Below are 19,681 nucleotides of genomic sequence, written 5' to 3' on the forward strand. Positions count from 1 at the left end.
AATGAGAATGATTATTAATATAATAAGAGAGGTGGAAATTGTAAATAGACATGGAAGGTGAACATGATGACATTACAGGAACATATACCATTATGGAATCATGCTGCTATACGGGTGCTTGATGTTCGTCGGTCTATTTTGCGATCGGGTGAGAGTGTGCAAGGCTTCCGATTGCCAGCTAGTGCCTTCTTTTTCGCTGTTGCTGGTGATGCAAAAATTCTCATAGACGGAATGGAGCATATGGTGAATCGTTTTTATGTGTGCCATGCCGGAAAAGGCGCTACGATTGATATTGTGCAAGTGAATGAAAAACTCGATTATTATTTTATTTTTTACAAAGCAGTCCTCGTTTTACCAGCTCGTAAAGAACTGTTAAAAGTATATAGAGACAATAATCCCTTTCAAATGCAATATGGTTTTGCCCCTGCCTTTCCGCTAGGTCTTCTGACGAGAATCGAGCAAATGTATTCGCACTGGATGCTTGATATTCAATTGGAAAGATTTCATGTGAGAGCGTTGTTTCACCAATTGGTATACGATCTTATGAAGCAGCTCCATGCCGCTGAGGGTTCAGCCAAAGCTCAGCCGGATTACGTCAGCCAAACGATTCGCTTCATGGAGGAACGTTACGCTGAGACAATCAGTCTTCAAGAATTGGCGAGCACTCTTCATTGCAATGAGAGAAAGCTGCAGCGATTATTTAAAGCGCAGCTTCGGATTGGGCCACTAGAGTATCTCATTCAGGTTCGAATGGATCATGCGCAAACGATGTTATTGAATACGAATATGCCGCTTAAAGCCATTGCAGAATCAGTAGGTTATGGTGATAGTTATTATTTTAGCCGAGCCTTTAAGAAGCATATTGGCGTTTCTCCTCTTAACTTCAGAAAGCACCGTCGGATAAGTTCATCCTCTATGTCGCAAAATTCCATTGTCGCGGATACTTCTCTCTCGTATGATGGTGATTGTGATAATCATTATCAACAATTAGACGGAGGAGTTATACGGATGAATAGGAGTAAGAGGTCGATTTTAGCGGTTAGCTTGATGCTCAGTTTAATTTTATTGTTGAGTGCATGTTCGACGGGAAATAGCATGGGAAACAATACGGGAGGGGCTAGTCCAGCTGGAGCTGAATCTAGTGCAGCTTCTACAAACACAAACGTATCGCAAACAGCGCAACAGGCGTATCCTGTTGTTATTAAACATATGAAGGGCGAAACAACGCTGGAGCAGCGCCCACTTAAAATTGCGGTGCTTGATACAAAATTTGTGGATCAATTGGTAACTTTAGAAGAGCAGCCAGCGGGCAGCGTAAAAGCTGCGGCAGATAAAACAGACTTCCCGGCCTATTTAATGGATAAGCTGAAGGATGTTAAATTGCTCGGTACAAGGGATGAGCCCAACCTTGAGGCTATTATGGCCATGGAACCCGATTTAATTATTTGTACAGAATTCCAAGAAGAAGTGTATGAGAGCTTGTCCAAAATTGCTCCAACGATCATGCTCGAATTTAATGAGGATTGGCGCGTCACATTGGATACTTTCGGAAAAATTGTAGGGAAGTCTGAAGAAGCGAAGGCTGTCTTGGAGGCCTACAACGTGAAAACAGAGAAGCTGAAGGTAGAGCTAAAGGCTAAGCTCGGAGATCAAACTGTTGCATTAGCGCGCCCACGTGATGAGGGGATACGGATACATACACCAATCCACCGTACAGGAGCTATTTTATACAATGATTTAGGCTTGAATGCCCCAGAATCGGTTTTGAAGGAAAAGGATACCGCTTATGAAATTGCATTAGAGGCTTTCCCGGAAGTTGGCGCTAATCATTATTTCCTCGTAAAAGATGATATGTTCAAGGCGGCAGTGGACGAAATCCAGAAGACGGAAACGTGGAAAAATGTTGAAGCTGTGAAAAACAATCAAGTCTATGATGTGGATTCAAACATATGGATTGCCTATTATGGCCCGATAGCCATTAATATGATTGTTGACCGGGTAGCAGAAATCTTCCTTGGTAAGGCATAACATGTCAGCAAAGCTTTCAAAGCCGGAGTGGGGTAATTTAAAAAGCAGATATAACTTCTCTTATGAAAATAATACTGAGTCCGCTGATCGCTCCATTTATTCAAGAAATTTATTGAATAAGGAGCTATGCGAAACCTATCTGGATCGGCTAGGGAGCGAAATAGCTTCGCCATCAAGAAGAGTAACTGCGTCGATGCTCGCGAAGCGATATGCTTATCTAGTCGTAGCTCCTGTTCTGTATGCGATGACGGTATACAACAAGAATCTGACCATGACGTTGGACAATTGCCGCTTGGTTTCACCTAGCGACAGCGAGTTCAATGTGACGAAATCCAAGTTTCCTAATTTAAGCTTTGAAGAACCAAGCGTTACGGAACCGGTAGCTGGGGAGCGGAAAGAGTGGCGGGATCAGGTAATAAGAGAACTTTTTGCAGAGCATATTTCTCCATTATTTCGTGCTTTATCTATGGTTGGCGGAATACCTATAGTGATCTTATGGGAGAATGCGATGGTTCGAATTGCTCCGCTTTATGAGGACGGGCTAGAGGAAGAAACGAATCCGGTTATCTTACAACGACTTCATGAGGATTTCACGTTTATAACGCAGACTGCACCAGCAAGCTTATTTGGAGAACGCCGCAATCCGTTTAAGAAGTTTATGAGCAAAACGAATATAGGCACGATGAGCGAGCTGCCTGATATTCGCAAGACCTGCTGCTTCTATTATGAAATGTCTTCGGCGGAATATTGCAGAGCTTGTCCGAAACCTTTCGAATGCCATAAATAGCTGGACATTGAGCAATCGTCTTGTCACCTTTTGGGGCAAGGCGATTGCTCATTTTATTTATTGGTTCTTAATATAAAAGGGATTTTGAAATATATTTTGATTCCACATATGCCATTTGACGGCCGGTGTCATAGAGCTGAAGCTCGGGATTTCTTTAGCAGCTTACAAACATTATTCATCCGAATTTATGTTAAATAGGAAAGAATGGTTTCTCCTGTTACAGCTATGAACATTTGAGCGAAGTAATGGCAGTTAAAGGGATCACTTTGGCTGCGTCCGCTAGGGAATCTTTTATAAATTTTTTCGAATGCTGAACATATCCTCATGGGGATGCTTTCACCACAAATAGTGAATAGCAGGAGCTTTTCCTGCTATTTTATATTTAGCTGGAAAAGCTCCAGTTAATTTTAAGCTGCGCGCTTATTTGAGTTAATTAACAGGAAAAGCTCCATGTAATTTTGCTTCAAAGCGGCTTTATAGGGATTATGTGTTGAATTAGCAGGAGTAAATCCTGTTAATTGCTAATTTGGGCAGCTTCCATCACAAATAGCAGGAGCTTTTCCTGCTATTTTATATTTAGCTGGAAAAGCTCCAGTTAATTTTAAGCTACGCACTCATTTGAGTTAATTAGCAGGAAAAGCTCCATGTAATTTTGCTGCAAAGCGACTTTTTAGGAATTATTTGTTGAAATAGCAGGAGTAAATCCTGCTATTTTATATTTAGCTGGAAAAGCTCCAGTTAATTTTAAGCTGCGCGCTTATTTGAGTTAATTAGCAGGAAAAGCTCCATGTAATTTTGCTGCAAAGCGACTTTTTAGGAATTATTTGTTGAATTAGCAGGAGTAAATCCTGTTAATTGCTAAATTAGGCTGCTTCCATTACAAATAGCAGGAGCTTTTCCTGCTATTTTATATTTAGCTGGAAAAGCTCCAGTTAATTTTATGCTGCGCGAAGCTGACTTAATTAGCTGGAAGTGCCATGCTGAGCATTCTGCAGACTCCATATTATAATAAGTTTGTTTTAATACTTAGTGTGTTGATGGATTTTCAGTTTATCCCATGCGCTGATGGATTAGTGCTGTTAATTAGACACGTATTATGTAAGTTTGACCTGCTGCTCGCTCCATGCCCAAAGCTTAGCCGCAAGCTCGGGATTGCTCGCTTTGCTTGCCGTTTGAACGCTTTTGCTGTCGATAAAATATTGGCCGGTCTGATTTGCCGCTTCATCGCTGGATGCTAAATAAATAGCCGTCTTTGCCCCTTCAAGCGGCGTTCTGAAAAAAGGCTTGAGCAGCTTATGCACCGTCTTACCGAAGCCGCTCTTGCGATCTACGCCAATATTGGTCGCTACCGCCCCGGGATGAAGACTGTTAACCGTCACCCTCGTATCTGCGAGACGTTTTGCCAGCTCATTCGTAAATAAAATATTCGCAAGCTTCGATTGCGCATAACCTTTTGCGACATTGTAGCCCCTCGTCAGGTTCGGATCGTCAAAATGTATTCTTCCGGCCTTATGGGCACCTGAAGATACATTGATGATTCTCCCTTGCGGAGCACGTTGAAGAAGGTCAAGCAGCTCGTTAGTCAGCAAAAAATGACCCAAATGGTTGATGCCGATTTGCGATTCAAATCCATCCGAGGTTATGCTTCGTTTCAAGGCGACAACCCCTGCATTGTTGATCAACACATCAAGCTGGCTATATTTCTGCTTAAATGCAGCAGTGAAGGTGCGAATGCTGGCAAACGAGCCCAAATCGCAGGTCATGAGGAAAATATCGCTGCTGCCGCTTTGGCTGCGCGCTTGTTCAAGTGCAAGCTCGCCACGCTCCTTGCTGCGGCATATCATCACGACATGCGCCCCTTGCTTCGCAAGCTCGACCGTTGTCGCAAGCCCCATGCCGGAATTGGCGCCAGTTACTGCTACGACCTTTCCTGTCATATCGCTCATCCAAGCCACCTCCGTATATTCGTTATTTACAGCTTACCATGTGCAGCAAAGGTATGCCGTACAAATTCAATAAACGATCTGACATGTGGAGACAGCTGATCCTCGTTGCGGTACGCCAAACAAATATGCCGCTGGTTTACATACTGAGGCAGATCGCGCATAACGAGCTCGCCGGCTTCGATTTCTCGGATGACGCTTCGGCGCGGCAGGATGCCAACACCCATATTGCATTTTAGAGCTTCCTTGATCGTTTCGATCGCACCCAGCTCCATAACACTTTCCCACTGCAAGCCAGCCCCGGCTGCCCACTCATCGGACAAGGTACGCGAGGTTGAGCCAACCTCATGCAGCAGAAATGTTTCATGTCTAAGCTCTTCGACCTCTACTTGCGAATGGTTAGCTAACGGATGCTCCGGCGCAAGCAGCAGCTTCAGCTCATCAGCGACTAACGGCTGTATAATAAGGCCTTCTTCCAGCGATTCGCCAAGAGAGACGATGCCTATATCGATCTCATAGCTGCGCAGCATCGCAAGCACAGAAGCTGCTTGCTTCACGGTCAGCATGAGGCTTACTTTTGGATACAGCTTGCGGTAGGCGGCAAAGTGCGGCGGCATCACATAGGTTGCTGGCGTGTAGCTCGCCCCCAGCCTCAAACGGCCTTCCCCTTGTTCACGGCGCTCCAGCATGGCAAGCCTAGCTTCTTCCATAAGGAAAACGATTCGCCTCGCATAGGGAAGCAGATCCACAGCAGCTTCACTTGGCTGAAGGCTCCGCGAGTGCTTGCGGAACAGCTCCACGCCAAGCTCCTCCTCAAGCCTTTTGAGATGAAAGCTGATTGTCGGCTGCTTAAGCCCCAGCTTATCTGCAGCTTCCGAGAGCGTTCGACCGCTGCACACCTCCATAAACACATGCAGCTGCTGTACATTCATCCCGTGCTCACTCCCTCGCTTTTTGCCTATTAATATAGATTAAATCTATATGTATATCAATATCTATCGATTATATTTCATAATATCTCGACATTACGTTAACAATCATCTGACAAACCGTTGCTAAAGTTAGGAGGTAAGCAAAACAGATAGTGGAGGGAAATCAAAACGATGAAAACGAATGGGAAACGCTGGCTTGGAACCGTTTTGCTAGCTGGATTGATGGCACTAACTGCTGCATGCGGCAACGGAAATGCCGGAAATACGAATAAAGGGGCAGCAAATGCCGGAAATACACAAACGACGGCTCCTACCGAAGAAGCGCAAGCGACAGAAACAGCTGCCACGGAGGATAAAGGAACGCTTACTGTATACTTGAACGATTTTGACAGCATTATAGCTCCATTATTTGAGGAAGCTACCGGCTACAAGCTGGAGGTCGTTGCGGGCAACGGAGCAGAAATTATGTCCCGCGTTGAAGCAGAAAAAGGCAATCCGCACTGGGATGTCATTTGGCTGGATGCGATGCCTTCCATTTACGGACTAGGAGCAAGCGGTCAACTGCTTGAAGGCTGGTCGCCGAATAACGTCGCTAATCTAACTGACTTTGCCAAAGCTTTTGTGCCTGAGAAGCAATGGTATGTTCCTACAGGCGCACATGCTGCGGGAGTTATCGTATATAACAAGGACAAAGTGAAGGCGGAGGATGCGCCAAAATCATGGGAGGACTTCTCGAATGCGAAGTACAAAAACTTGATCGGCATGGCTGATCCAGCGATCGCAGCTCCTGCTTATCCTTTTGTTTCTTGGTTTTTTAAAGAAAAGACAATCGATGGCGGACAAACGTTCTTTAGCTCGCTGATGGATAATGGGCTTCGTGTATATCCCAAAAATCCAAACGTTGTCAAAGCGCTCGCCGCTGGTGAAATCTCGATCGCAGCGCTGCAAGAGAGCAATGCCTATGCGATGAAAAACGACAACGAGCCTATCGAAATTATTTGGCCGGCAGAAGGCGCTCCTGCATCCGTTCGGGTAGCTGCGATTCAGAAGGATACCAAAAACCCGAATGCAGCGAAAGCGTTTATCGAATTTTTGCTAGATCCAAAAACGCAGCAAGCTTTAATTGATCAAGGCGACGAGAGTTATTTCCAGCCTTCCGTTAACGGCGTAAATGCCAAGCAAGATCGCGCAGCCGATGCGAAGCTCGTTGCAGCCGACGCTTCCTGGGCATCTGAAAATGAAGCGGCAATCAAGCAATGGTTCGCCGACCAGTCCGTTAAGTAAACGATGCAAACTTTTATGAAGGATCGGTTAGGATGGTTTGTCAGTATCATCCTATTCATCCTCGTCTTATATCCCTTGGCGGCAGTCATTATTCAAGTCCTGCTGCCTGGGGTTTTCTTCGGCAATTGGCAACTCGGGGATCTTGCGCTGCTGCTCGAAATATTCAAGCGTCCCTTATGGCAAAAATCACTCGAAAATTCTGTCGTGCTTGGACTTGGAACGACGGTGCTCGCTACGATTCTCGGCGGTGTACTGGCAACGATACGCGCCAACTGGTCATTTCCAACAGCTAAGCTGCTGGATGCCTCCGTTTGGCTGCTCATTATTACGCCTTCGTTTATTTTAGCGCAGGGCTGGGTGCTGTTTGCTGCCGGAGGCGGCATCGCTGTTAACCTGCTCGGCTGGCACTGGGTTACGAGCGCTGTTTTTCAGCCTGCTGGACTTATTTTTATTATGACTTTAAGCAAATTCCCATTCGCTTATTTGAGCGTTCATGCGGCGATGGAGTGGAAGGTTGATCAGCTGTCTCACGCAGCTCGCCTATCCGGAGCATCTGCTTTCACGGTATGGCGTACGATCCAAGCGCCTCTGCTTATGCCTGCTGTTTGGGCTGGAGCAGCGCTTGTCTTTATGGATACAATCGGCGATTTCGGGCTACCTGCATCGATTGCCGCTGTTTATCGTTTTCCGACACTGCCTTATTCCATTTACTCGGCTATTTACACATCGCCCATACGATTCGATATGGCAGGCGTCCTGTCCTTTTATCTCGTATTGTTAATCGGCATTGCGATGTTCGTCCAATTTTATGCGATGCGCCGCTCACGCTTTGATTTCTTATCGGCACGGGCGCAGCGGTCTGTACCGAAGCCGGCTGGAAAGTTTGCTGTGCTTCTTACCACACTAAACTTGTTATTTCTTGCCGTAGTCATCGGCATTCCGATAGGCGCAAACGTACTGATGTCCATATTCAAAACACAGTCAGGCGGTATGAAGCTAACGAATCTCACCTTGGAGCATTACAGGGAATTGTTCCATAGCTCAAGCACGCTGCTGAAGGGTTTGTCCCATTCCTTAATGATCGCTGGAGTCGCTGCTCTGCTTGGCCTATTATTCGGGCTGTGCGTCGCTTATGTCTTAACCTACTCACAGTTCAAATTTAAACGGACGATTGAGGTGTTCTCTGTCGTCACGCTTGCTGTTCCCGGCGTCGTGCTGGGCATTGGGTATATTTTCGTCTGGAATCAAAAATGGCTCGATTCGATCGGCTTGCTCCTGTACGGAACGCCCTGGATTCTTGTGCTTGCCGCTATCGCTGGCGCTATTCCCGTCATTACGAGATTGATGGTCGGCGCAATGGCGAAAGTGCCGCTTAGCCTGCTTACTGCCGCGCAGCTGCAAGGCGGTACGCTCGCAAGCCGCGTCCGTTTCATACTTGTCCCTTTAATACGAGGCGCTTTGCTCTCTGCGGGCCTTGCTGCATTTGGCTCCAGCGTGTTTGACTTAGCGGTGAATTCGATCCTGTTCCCGCCAAACTTCCTCACGCTGCCCGTTACGATCAACAAAGCATTCGAGGATTTGGATTTTGGTTATGCTTCAGCGGCAACTGTCGTTGGATCATTTATCGTTATTATGATTATTTTGGCGGTTGAGCTCATGCTCCGCCGCAAGGAGGCAAATACATGACATCGACAGCGATTCAGCAAAGGTATGACGAGGCATATGAGCCTAAGCCAGCCGCTCCCAAACCGCTGCTTGCAGCATCTGGTTTAATGAAAAGCTACGGATCGTTTCAAGCGCTTAAAGGAATTTCTTTCGACATGCGCGAAGGCGAGATTATTAGCGTGCTTGGACCGTCAGGCTGCGGCAAGTCGACGCTGCTCCAGCTCGTCGCCGGCCTATCGAAGCCGGACGGCGGCCAGCTTAAGCTGGGCGATGAGATTATCGCCTCTCCGTCTGTCATGATGCCCCCTGAGAAACGCGGGGTTAACATGGTGTTTCAGGACTATGCGCTGTGGCCGCATATGAATGTATTCGATAACATCGCTTATGGGCTGCATAGAAGCAAGATGGCTCGAGCGGATATTCAGCAGCGCGTTCAGGAGCTGCTGGCGATGCTACATCTTGAAGGGCTTGAGCGCAGGCTGCCGCCGCAGCTCTCTGGCGGTCAACAGCAGCGGGTCGCTATTGCGAGGGCGATTGCTACTAGGCCGAAGCTGATGCTGCTCGATGAGCCGCTCTCGAACCTTGATATGCGGCTGCGCGTAGAAATGCGCACCGAGATGGCGTATTTATTCCGCCAATTAGGGATGAGCGTTTTCCATGTTACGCATGACCCGGAGGAAGCTTTCGCTATGGCCGATCGGCTGCTTATTTTGCGCAACGGGCAAATTGATCAGATGGGCACGCCGCAGCAATGCTTCACGCGTCCAGCCAGCCGCTGGGCAGCTTCTTTGCTTGGAGCAATCAACGGCTTGCGCGGCGAGGTCATAAATGGAGACAGCGGCAGCGCTGTTCGCATCGGCTCATCGATCATTCACGGTTTGCTCGCGCCAGAGCAGCAGAACTTAAGTGACCATTCGCAAGCGATCATTATGTTCCGTCCTGAGGAAGCTGAGGTCGTCGAGCGAAGAGACGCCGCAGCCGTGCTTTCATTAGCTTCACCGCAGGAGCGGACAGACAATACGATTCAGCTTCAAGTGCTTCACTGTACCTTTGAAGGCAATCGCTGGCGTGCAGTTGCACAAACGAGCTGCGGACAGAAGGTATATCTAGTGCTCGCAGTCCCGTTAGAGGCTGGCGAGCATGTAACGATAAAGCTAGCCATTCGCTCTGCTTTCATTTACCCGAATGAGGAAGAAAGGTAGTCGATTCATTTGTATAATCCAACAAAAACAGACTCGCGTCTTTTAGCCATTGCAGATATACACGGTTATGAAGAAGAACTGCTGCTTTTGCTTCAAGAAGCAGCTTATAACCCGCACCATGATCGGCTTATTTTGCTGGGCGACTACATCGATGCCGATAGGCCCTCTACATGGGGCACGCTAGATACGATTCACCAGCTTATCAACGAAGGTGCACAGGCATTGCTCGGAAATCAGGAGCTACGGCTTCTTGCATCCGCTGAGTCCAGCAGTGCGCTTCACCCGGAAACGAAAGAATGGCTGCACAAGCTTTCATTGTATGTGGTAGTCGGCCAGTATTTATTCGTTCATGCAGGCATTCGGCCAGGTGTCCCTCTGCATGAGCAAAACAAGAAGGACCTAACGGAAATTCGCGACGAGTTTATTTATACGCCTTTGCCTGATTCGGACGAGGCGCAGTCGTACACCATTATTTTTGGACATACGCCAACGTTCAAGCTGGATGCTTCTTCCCCTGGAGCCATATGGCAAGGAAATCGACGGCTCGCCATTGATACTGGGGCCAAGCATGGCTGTCGCTTAACACTGCTTGATGTCAGCAGCCAATTGAGCTATTCGTGCTCGACCGCGCCAGAGAGCCGCGGCGGCGATTTCAAATTGCTTAAGCTCTAACCCATTTAACTCACAAAAAAAGCGCTGCCCGTTTGCATTTACGGGTCAAGCGCTTTTTCTTTTCTTAAATAGAGCTATTTATATTACTATTTCGTTCAAAAGCAACGATCCAATCCCCTTGGACTGCCGCATAACCTGTGTCACCCTCAACAACCAAGCCGTACAAATTTTTGACGTCTACATATTCCTTGCGAGTACCATTATCGAATTCAAGCGTGATGTAATAATACGTACGGGATGAATTGCTGGTATGCCCCACTCCGTCGTGGTTATGGTGATTCGTATGATGGCGAACGTCCATGCGCTTGGCTACAACGCGCGCGTAAGTCGTTTCTTTTGGCGCGGTCGAATTTTTGAAATATTTAACAATGCTAAAAATAATGCCGCCAATAACGAGCACGAATACGATCATTATAAATATAGGAACAATCGTAAACATGATTCCCCCGCCTGGAGGGCCGAATCCAAATCCATTCACAAACCATCACATCCAATCTTTTCTTTTCATGTCATTAATTTTACTATTAATACGTTCTTCCGACTAGTCTGATGCGGTATAGGCTGCAAAAGCTGAAGTTAATTACTAAAAAGGAGGGGAGTATCGCGGTGGATTGTTGGGGCTTAATAGAGTTAGGAGATAGGCTCACGCAGAATAGAGCGGCTGGACGCTGCGCACGTCGGAAAGCTGGATAGCCGCTCAGCGGGATTATTTTTATTTTGACAGCAGTTAAGCCTCATTCATGCTTATGTAACGGAAAACGATCGATGATCTCGTACATAGGGGACTCGTTCATATGGGTGAGCATGAGCACAAACTGATCGATTTCCCAGCTGAACGATGAGGCAATAGACGTCGCTGCTTCAATTGGCATTCGATTAGCGTCAGCGAATCCTTTGGCAAGCGTGATGTGCGGCGCGTAGGGACGATCGTCTGGAATGAAGCCGACTGAACTCGTTGCCCGAATAATCTCCTCGTGAAGAGCGGACAGTTCCTTTAAGTTTCCGCTAACAGCACCCCATAGAACGCGTGGAGCAGCGGGCGAGCCAAATGTTCCGATTCCACTCCAAGTTAAGGAAAAAGCATTTGCTCTTACTTTTTTTAGAGCGGCTGCCAGCTCTTCAAGCTGAGCAGCCGAAGTGTCGCCTAAAAACTGAAGCGTAATATGGTAATCGCTCGGATGCGTCCATTTACGGAAAGGCAGCGTATGTTTATGATCTTCTGCCCAGCTTTCCAGCTCCTTGGACACAGATGGTGATACAGGTATAGCCACGAACAAGCGCATTATATTTTCCCTCCTAATCTCAGTATGCAGCCATAGAACTCGAAACATTCATTCTAGATGTTGGATTTGGACTTTTTTTCCATTCCAAATATTTTTAAGTAAACCAAATATCGCGGAAGCGTACCCAGCCCAGCGATTCCAATGAAATGCCGCGCACGGAAGGGTGGAACGCAGTTTTCAAATGTTTACGGTAGAGGAAAAACAAGCTGTGCCTGGCTTTGAGCTGAGCCTCAATGTCTATGAATATCGCTTCTCGTCGTGCTCGATCCGGCTCACCCAATATCATCTGGATGCTGTGCTCCAGCATATCATGAACCTCGGGAAGCGCATGCTGCTGCATGCTTTTGTACAAATCAATTAGTCTGAGCTCGCGATGCTCGTCCAGCATGACAGCGAAAAGCAGCAGATCGGCGGACATGCGTGCTGTTCCTTTAAATTGCTCGGCAGGAATGAGATTAATTTGCAGTGGAATGCCTGATTTCGCATACACCTTCTGAATGATCTCTGCATCCGCTGCATATTGCGGAATCGTAGCTAGTACCAGCGGTTCGCCTTGATAGCCGGAGCTGGCAAGCGCTTGCTTGATTACGCTCCAATCAATGGGGGCTGCATCCTGCGTTTGATCAATCTGGTTCAGCCAGAAGCTGTTAACTCCTTCAATGACATCTCCGGATAACAGCTGCAAAAGCTCTGTCCGCTCGATAGCGAGGTTAATAGCCGCTCGTATGGCGGGGTTTGCCAGCAAGCCGTGTTTTTGTTCATTAACTGTGATGAATTTACAGGTCATGCCGGACTGTCTAACCTGCTGCCATCGTTCAGCTGCCATATCCGTTAGTCTCGCGTTGTGCATGATTTGAAACGATTGCAGCTCAGCGTGGTTTTCGCGCGTTGCCTCCTCGGCAACGGTCCACACTTCTACACGGTCGAGGAATGCTCTGCCGCGGAAATAGGCAGCAAAAGCTTCCAATATCCAGACGCCTTGATCATTTCCGGTGAATCGAAACGGACCTGTACCAATCGGTTTGCTGCCAAATTGCTCGCCAGCTGCCGAACAAGCATCTTGAGGCACGATAGAGGCGCGATTAGTTGTCAAAAAAGAGAGAAAAGCTTCGTTGCGCTCGGATAGTTGAATGCGAATGGTTGTGTCATCCGGTGTATCCATAGAAATGATATTGGTGTACGCCCAGCTGTAGAGCCCTTGTGGTGCCAACCTTTTAAGCCGTTCAAGCGAATATTTGACGTCTGATGAATCCAGCTCACGGCCATGATGGAACAGAACGCCCTTGCGCAAATAGAAAGTCCAGCGCGTACGCGATTCATCCACCTCCCACGCATGGGCAAGCTGCGGCAAAATCTGCTCGCCCCTCGGATCGATGCGAACGAGCCCATCAAATATTTGATTAACGAGGTGGGACTCGCCCGTATAATGGATAGCTGCCGGATCTAGCGAATAGATCGTCTGCGGAAGCGGGAAGCGCAAAATATCAGTGCGCCGCTTGCCCTGCACCTCCGAATGAAATCCGAATTGACCAGAGAGCCATTCCTGAAACTGGTCGCGCAGCAAAGGCGCTTCTTCGATTTGCTGAAGAAGCTCAAGCGCCGAATGCAAATCCTGCTTTTGCATCATTTCCTGTGCTTCCTCCAGCGCGACTTGTTCCTTGCTGACGAGGAAGGAGAGGGCAGAGCGATTGCCGCGTCCCCGCTTTGGCTCCCACACTAACCACTCTTCCTGCTGCATACGCTTCAATAAAAGTACCATATTCCGATGTGTGCAATCGAGCAAATTTGCGAGCTCCTGTGTTGTAACCTCGAAGGGGATATTCTCTTGAATACTCGGATATGAGCGCCTAAGCGCGAGATAATGCCTGCGGATTTTCATGCAAATTACTCCTAACTCAAAAATATGAAATTTTCCAATTATAACTTACACTTTTTGTTCTTGTTTTCTAGGTTACAATAAAAGGAGTAAATTAACAAATCCAGTTTAAAGATGGAGTGAGTGAAAAATGAGAGATCCAGCACCATGGCAAAAAAGGTATGAGAAAATGCTTATTCTTGCCCTTCTGTTTGGTCTAGTCAGTCAATATTTGTTCGTAGGAGCTGCCGCAGGCATTTCGATTATCGTGTTCATTGCCAGCTTTTATGGGTTGTTTTTTTATTCCATAAAGGGGAGGATGGGGGGCTTTGAGAAATGGCAAGGTCAAGCACGATCTGGCTGGCTGCTGCTCATTCCAATCTTTTTACTAACGCTGACGTATGCGCTATATGATAACGGTCTGTTCCGTCAGCTGAATATGTTTGCATTGTTTGCATTGATCATTTCTCAGACGGTGCTTATGACGAGCAGCAGTGTGAAGCCGTGGTACCGAGGCGTATTTTATACAGAGCTATTATTTCTGGCTTTAATTAAGCCGTTTGCTTTTATAGGCGTACCGTTTAACCTAGTTAATGATCGTTTGAGAGGAAAAGAGAAAGGTGAGAACTCGGCGAGAAGCAAGTTTGGCAAAATATCGCTAGGACTGCTCCTGTCCGCACCTATCCTTATTGTCGTTATTGCGCTGCTTGCTTCAGCGGATGAAATTTTCCTATCTTGGCTGCTTGAGATTCCGGGCGCCATGGATCGTTTCTCTTTAGGGGAGAGCATCTGGCGCATAATCGTAGCAGCAGTATTCGCCTTTTATGCTTTTTGCTACATATGGGGATTGCTCTTTAATAAGGCAACAGATACAACAAAAAACTCACCGACAGACACGCCGGGTGCTGCGATACAGCCAAACGGACGTATCGAATTTGATCCCATCACTGCTGGGACGCTGCTTGTCAGTATTAATATCGTTTACGTGCTGTTTGTCATCATTCAGTTCTCTTATTTGTTCGGAGCGGCAAACGGTCTGCTGCCTGAGGGAGCTGCGTATGCCGAATATGCACGCAGAGGTTTTGCGGAATTAATTATGGTTGCACTCATTAACGTTTGCTTGCTTATGTGCGGTTTGCATCTTATTCGGCGCACTAGCGCAGCAGCGGAGTGGATTCGCAAGCTGTCTCTTACCGTGTTGATAGGCTGTACAATCATTATGCTTATTTCCGCTTACAGCAGGCTCTCTTTGTACGAGGAGGCTTACGGCTTCACACAGACAAGACTACTCGTTCATGGCTTTATGATTTATCTGGGCTTTTTGCTCGTCATTGCATTACTGCGTATATGGAAAGAGCATTTCTCGATGGGCAAGGTTTATATATGCATAACTATTACTGCATTTGTTGTGATGAACTATATCAACATAGATGCGCGGATTGCTGAGAACAATGGTGATCGCTACGAACGAACAGGTAAGATTGACATCGCTTATCTCGGCACGCTGTCCACAGATGCGGCGCCGGCGCTGCTAAAGCTGCAAGCGAAGCATCCGGAGTTGAAGGGGCTGAACGGAGTAATAAATAAGCTTCAGGATAAGGCCCATAAGCATAACAAGTGGCAATCATGGAATCTATCGAAGCAACGGGCTAAATAATTGGAGAAAGGCAAGGTCGTTTGTATGATGAAAATATCCCTTTTTGATCGTAGTATTCGACTTATCCTCTCACTTGTCGGATTTCCACTGTTAATCGTACAGTATTTGATAACGGTCTATGAGCAAAAAAAACATAAACCTACGGGGTGGCATGCCGACATTGGCTCACGCAAGCTGCATGTTACCGTGACGGGTCATGGTTCGCCAACAATTATTTTAGAAGCGGGGATGGGCGGTTGCTCGCTGGATTGGGCACTCGTTGCTCCGGCGCTTTCGACGAAGGCGAACGTGATTACTTATGATCGCGCAGGGTTTGGCTGGAGTGAGGCGGTGCTTGATCTGCCTACTTGCAGCGCTTATGTTGATGATTTGCGTTCACTGCTGAGAACGCTTGGCGCAGCTCCGCCCTATTTGCTAGTTGGCCATTCCTACGGCGGGATGATTATGAGGCTGTTCGCCTCGCGTTATCCGGAGGAAGTATGCGGCCTTGTGCTTGTTGATGCGACGCACGAGAGCCGCTATCTGCCTGAGCAAACAACCGCTGGCCGGCAAAAACAGCTGTTTAGCCACCGTTCCCAATATAGACTAGGCTATACGCTGGCGCCGCTTGGCATACCGAGATGGCTGAAGCAGCATATCGGCTCTAAGCGTTTGCCGGAAGAATGGCTAGTGCCAGTACGTGCGTTAGGCTACAAGGCAAGTGCATATAGGGCTGTCTATGCTGAGCTGCTTAGCACGACGGAAAGCAGCCTGCAATTAAAAGCTGCCGAGCCGCTTAAGCAGGATTTGCCTGTTATCGTATTAAGCGCAGGGAAGCAGAATGAGGAATGGCAGCAGGGGCAGCGGAAGCTTACAAATTTGACCAAGCGCACGAATCAGATTATAGTCGAGGATAGCTGGCACTCTATTCATATTGATAGACCAGATGCTGTCATTCACGCCGTTAATCGTTTATTAGATGAAATAGATTTGTCTAGTTATCGCTAAAATGTAAGGAGTTTTGCAGTAATGCGCATGACCAAAAAACGTTTGTTGTGGATATTACCATTAGCAATTCTTGTAGTAGCCGCTTTTCTTTATTACGAGAATAATGCGATCGGAATAACAAAATATGAAATCAGCTCGGCGAAGCTTCCTGAAGGAGTCAGCTCTTATCGTATCGTTCACTTAACAGATCTTCACAGCAAGTCCTTCGGCAAGGAGCAAAGTACAATTACGAGCAAGGTAAAACAGCTGAAGCCGGACCTCATTGTGATGACAGGCGATTTGGTTGATAGCAGAAGATACAATGCAGAAACTAGCCTTACCTTGATGCGCAAAATGACGGAACTGGCTCCTGTCTACTATGTGACCGGAAACCATGAATATGGCCCGAGGTTAATCACATTACAGAAGGCGTTGAAAGAGCTGGGCGTCCATGTGATGCGCAACAAAAGCGAAATGATAAAGCTGGGTAATGGCGAGATTCGAATAGCTGGCGTGGATGATCCGGTTTTTAATTTAAAGGCTGATGGCGATGTTGCGAAGCTGAATGAAAATATGGCGACGGCTATGCAAGCAACCGAATCGAAAAAAAACTCCGACACGCTCACTATTCTTTTATCGCATCGCCCGGAGCTTTTTTCAGTCTACACGCAACACAAAATCGATTTGACCTTCTCCGGCCATGCCCATGGCGGACAGGTGCGCTTGCCTTTTTTTGGTGGGCTCGTGGCCCCGGGGCAAGGCTTCTTGCCAAAGTATGACGGAGGCAAATATGTGGAAGGCGGCACAACGATGATCGTCAGCCGCGGACTCGGAAATAGCATTTTTCCGCAAAGAATATTTAATCGCCCAGAGGTTGTACTGGTTGAGCTTACGCGTCCGTAACGCTTAGCATCCACGAAACTATGTGGAAAAGCTCTCTTTCTAATAGCAAAAGAATCCAATGGCAGTCCAGCAAAGCAGCAGCGAAATGAGTTCGATTCCTCTTCGAACTTGTTTCGCTGTTGCCGCTTTTGCAATAAATAAGTTCGTTTCGGCTATGTCCAAAATACTAGCTATACTATAGAATGAAAACGTTCCTACTAGTCATCCAAACCACCAAAGGAGAGTCATAATGAAGATGAAGAAAAAAGTAAGTTTAGTGATTGCTGCTCTCATGTTGTTTGGAAGCGTTATCAATTTTGTTCCGAGTTCGGTAAAAGCAGCTGAATCGGCAAGCACGGATACCCAGATTTCCATCCTAGGTACTTCGGATATTCACGGACGGTTTATGCCATGGGATTATGCTCTTGACGGTCCCAATCCCACGGGGAGTTTAACGCAGTTATTTACAATAATCAAAAAAGTCCGAGAAGAGAACCCGAATACGGTTTTACTGGATGCAGGGGATATGATTCAGGGCAATTCGGCTGAATTATTTAATGATCAACCGAAGTCTCCGATGATGGTAGCCATGAATGAAATGAACTTTGATGCATGGGTAATGGGCAATCATGAGTTCAACTTCGGGCTCGATGTGTTCAATAAGATTACCACTCAGTATAAAGGTCAAAGGCTGGGCGGGAACATCTATAAGGACAATGGTGATCGATTCTTGCCTGCGTATACCATTATCGAAAAAGCTGGCATAAAAATTGGAGTTATTGGAATGGATACGCCAATGACGACTGAGTTTGAAAAAGGAACGGATCATCTAGACGGGATTGTATTCAAAAATCCTGTTGATGAAACGAAAAAAGCAATCAAGGAATTAGAAGGTAAAGTAGATGTAATGGTTGGTCTTATGCATATGGGACTGGAGAACGAAAATGGTGTACCAGGTACTGGCGTAGCTGATATTGCCAATGCGAACCCTGAGCTGGCTGCTATTTTTGCAGGTCACATGCACAAGCTTATTAAAGAGGATACGGTGAATGGCGTTTTAATTGTTGAACCGGATAAATACGGAACGCATGTTTCTCGTATCGACCTTACGTTCACGAAGCAAGGAGATAAGGTAGTTCTTAAAGATAAGAAAGCTGCTGCATTGCCTGTTAAAGCGGCTGATGGAACGACTGAAGTATCGGATCCTGCATTGGAATCCACGCTGCAGCCGTATCATGATTTTGCTAGGGCAGATGCGAATATCGAAGTAGCACAGCTTAAAGGAATGAATCTTGTAGCTAAAAATGAGATTAATGATATTCCGACTGTACAAATTCAGGAAACACCGTTATCAGACTTCTTTAACGAGGTCATGTTGTATTACAGTAAGGCAGATGTCGTTGCTCATCAGATTGATAACGATAAGGCGCGGCTGGATGTAGGTCCTATTAAGAAAAAAGATATTGCCTATAACTATCAGTTTGCTCTAGGAGAAATTACTGTTTACCAAGTAACGGGTAAAGATTTGAAAGATTACATGGAATGGGCAGCAGGTTATTTTAACTCAACACGACCTGGCGATGTAACGGTTAGCTTTGATAAGACACGCCGCGCTTCCAAATATAGCACAAACGATTTTTTTGGCGGCGTTAAATATGAAATTGATCTAACGAAGCCTGCTGGCAGTAGAATCACGAACTTACGTAAAATGGATGGCAGCAGCATCAAATCGGACGATGTGATCAAACTCGGTATGAACGCATATCGGATGGATGCACTTAAAGCCAAAGGTGGAGCACTTGAAGGACGCAACTTTGGGCAGCTTTGGTCTTCGAAGGATGCAAGCACATTTGGCGAAATGGACGGAACCATTCGTAATCGTGCCATTGCGTACCTAAAAGACGTGAAAAAAGGTGTATACGAGCCTAAAATTCAAAGCAATTGGAAAATTACAGGTGTAGATACGAAATCTCCTGAACGCGCAGATGTAGTTGAGCTTATTAATACCGGTATATTGGAGATTCCGAAAACGGAGGATGGCAAATATACCAATGTAGCCTCAATTAACATTTTGGATGCGGTCACTGAAAATGAAATAGCTGAGTTGTCTAACAAAGCAAAGGTGGAGCAAAGTCTATTTGCCGGCGTGAAGACAAAAGGTGAGTTCTACCATAAACTGAATGCGGCGATTAAGGCAGCAGTGACTGCCCCAGAGGTAACTACGCCGGAAGTAATCATTCCAAAGGAACCAGTTAAGCCTAATCCTAAACCTGATCCTAAACCAACAGTAAAGCCGGACGTTAAGAAGCAAGCAAAGGTTACAGCATACTTCTTGAATGTTCGTGCTGAAGCTTCTTCGAAGGCAAAGATTTATACGGCTGTACCAAAAGGTACTGTTCTTGAAGTGTTAGGAACGGAGCACGGCTGGGTGAAGGTTTCGTATAAAGGGAAAATAGCATATGTGTATGGTAAATATGTAGATATGATTTAATTTTTTATTTTAGCTTAGTGCCCAGTCTTTGTAG

General features: G+C 46.6%; 15 protein-coding genes. 10 read left to right on the forward strand and 5 right to left on the reverse strand.

The window, feature by feature from the left end; genetic code table 11:
• The first annotated feature begins 63 nt into the window (after positions 1–63).
• Positions 64–2,028: an ABC transporter substrate-binding protein gene (locus tag AC1DM9_RS27705; protein WP_477583293.1), complete on the forward strand. Its 1,965-nt coding sequence runs from the start codon at positions 64–66 to the stop codon at positions 2,026–2,028.
• 1 nt (position 2,029) lies between these two features.
• Positions 2,030–2,815 carry an IucA/IucC family C-terminal-domain containing protein gene (locus AC1DM9_RS27710; RefSeq protein WP_477552038.1) on the forward strand — a complete coding sequence of 262 codons (786 nt, stop codon included), beginning with the start codon at positions 2,030–2,032 and terminating at the stop codon, positions 2,813–2,815.
• A gap of 1,094 nt (positions 2,816–3,909) precedes the next feature.
• Here the strand turns inward: AC1DM9_RS27710 and AC1DM9_RS27715 are convergent.
• On the reverse strand, positions 3,910–4,752 hold the full coding sequence (locus tag AC1DM9_RS27715) for an SDR family oxidoreductase (RefSeq protein ID WP_477583349.1): 843 nt from the start codon (positions 4,750–4,752) through the stop codon (positions 3,910–3,912).
• 35 nt (positions 4,753–4,787) lie between these two features.
• Positions 4,788–5,690 (reverse strand): LysR substrate-binding domain-containing protein, encoded by a 903-nt coding sequence (locus AC1DM9_RS27720; RefSeq protein WP_477583294.1) that lies wholly within the window; start codon positions 5,688–5,690, stop codon positions 4,788–4,790.
• Between the two features lie 171 nt (positions 5,691–5,861).
• Between AC1DM9_RS27720 and AC1DM9_RS27725 the strand changes: the two genes are divergently transcribed.
• The 4 genes from AC1DM9_RS27725 to AC1DM9_RS27740 are packed head-to-tail and all read left to right on the forward strand — an operon-like array spanning position 5,862 to position 10,513.
• Positions 5,862–6,974: an extracellular solute-binding protein gene (locus tag AC1DM9_RS27725; protein ID WP_475444509.1), complete on the forward strand. Its 1,113-nt coding sequence runs from the start codon at positions 5,862–5,864 to the stop codon at positions 6,972–6,974.
• A gap of 15 nt (positions 6,975–6,989) precedes the next feature.
• Complete coding sequence (locus AC1DM9_RS27730; protein ID WP_477510021.1) at positions 6,990–8,660, forward strand: ABC transporter permease; 1,671 nt, start codon at positions 6,990–6,992, stop codon at positions 8,658–8,660.
• The gene (locus tag AC1DM9_RS27735) at positions 8,657–9,841 is read left to right on the forward strand and encodes an ABC transporter ATP-binding protein (protein ID WP_477583297.1); all 1,185 of its coding nucleotides are present in this window, start codon (positions 8,657–8,659) and stop codon (positions 9,839–9,841) included. The genes AC1DM9_RS27730 and AC1DM9_RS27735 overlap by 4 nt, the downstream gene beginning before the upstream one ends.
• 9 nt (positions 9,842–9,850) lie before the next feature.
• Positions 9,851–10,513 carry a metallophosphoesterase gene (locus AC1DM9_RS27740; protein WP_477583299.1) on the forward strand — a complete coding sequence of 221 codons (663 nt, stop codon included), beginning with the start codon at positions 9,851–9,853 and terminating at the stop codon, positions 10,511–10,513.
• Positions 10,514–10,577: 64 nt separating this feature from the next.
• Here the strand turns inward: AC1DM9_RS27740 and AC1DM9_RS27745 are convergent, their stop codons facing one another.
• The 3 genes from AC1DM9_RS27745 to AC1DM9_RS27755 form a co-directional block, all read right to left on the reverse strand.
• The gene (locus AC1DM9_RS27745) at positions 10,578–10,952 is read right to left on the reverse strand and encodes a DUF2500 domain-containing protein (RefSeq protein WP_477583301.1); all 375 of its coding nucleotides are present in this window, start codon (positions 10,950–10,952) and stop codon (positions 10,578–10,580) included.
• A gap of 295 nt (positions 10,953–11,247) precedes the next feature.
• On the reverse strand, positions 11,248–11,796 hold the full coding sequence (thpR, locus tag AC1DM9_RS27750; RefSeq protein ID WP_477583303.1) for an RNA 2',3'-cyclic phosphodiesterase: 549 nt from the start codon (positions 11,794–11,796) through the stop codon (positions 11,248–11,250).
• 94 nt (positions 11,797–11,890) lie between these two features.
• Positions 11,891–13,675, reverse strand: a complete 1,785-nt coding sequence (locus tag AC1DM9_RS27755; RefSeq protein ID WP_477583305.1) for an ABC transporter substrate-binding protein — start codon at positions 13,673–13,675, stop codon at positions 11,891–11,893.
• Between the two features lie 127 nt (positions 13,676–13,802).
• Between AC1DM9_RS27755 and AC1DM9_RS27760 the strand changes: the two genes are divergently transcribed.
• The 4 genes from AC1DM9_RS27760 to AC1DM9_RS27775 all read left to right on the forward strand — a co-directional run bounded on the left by AC1DM9_RS27760 (position 13,803) and on the right by AC1DM9_RS27775 (position 19,647).
• Positions 13,803–15,308 (forward strand): DUF4153 domain-containing protein, encoded by a 1,506-nt coding sequence (locus AC1DM9_RS27760; protein WP_477583307.1) that lies wholly within the window; start codon positions 13,803–13,805, stop codon positions 15,306–15,308.
• Positions 15,309–15,332: 24 nt separating this feature from the next.
• The gene (locus AC1DM9_RS27765; protein ID WP_477583309.1) at positions 15,333–16,295 is read left to right on the forward strand and encodes an alpha/beta fold hydrolase; all 963 of its coding nucleotides are present in this window, start codon (positions 15,333–15,335) and stop codon (positions 16,293–16,295) included.
• Between the two features lie 21 nt (positions 16,296–16,316).
• Entirely contained in the window at positions 16,317–17,177 is an 861-nt protein-coding gene (locus AC1DM9_RS27770; RefSeq protein WP_477583311.1) for a metallophosphoesterase, read from the forward strand.
• Positions 17,178–17,448: 271 nt separating this feature from the next.
• A complete protein-coding gene (locus AC1DM9_RS27775; protein WP_477583351.1) occupies positions 17,449–19,647 on the forward strand; it encodes a 5'-nucleotidase C-terminal domain-containing protein in 2,199 nt (732 codons plus the stop codon).
• Positions 19,648–19,681 lie beyond the last annotated feature (34 nt).

Source organism: Paenibacillus sp. 01T431, from assembly GCF_056398625.1.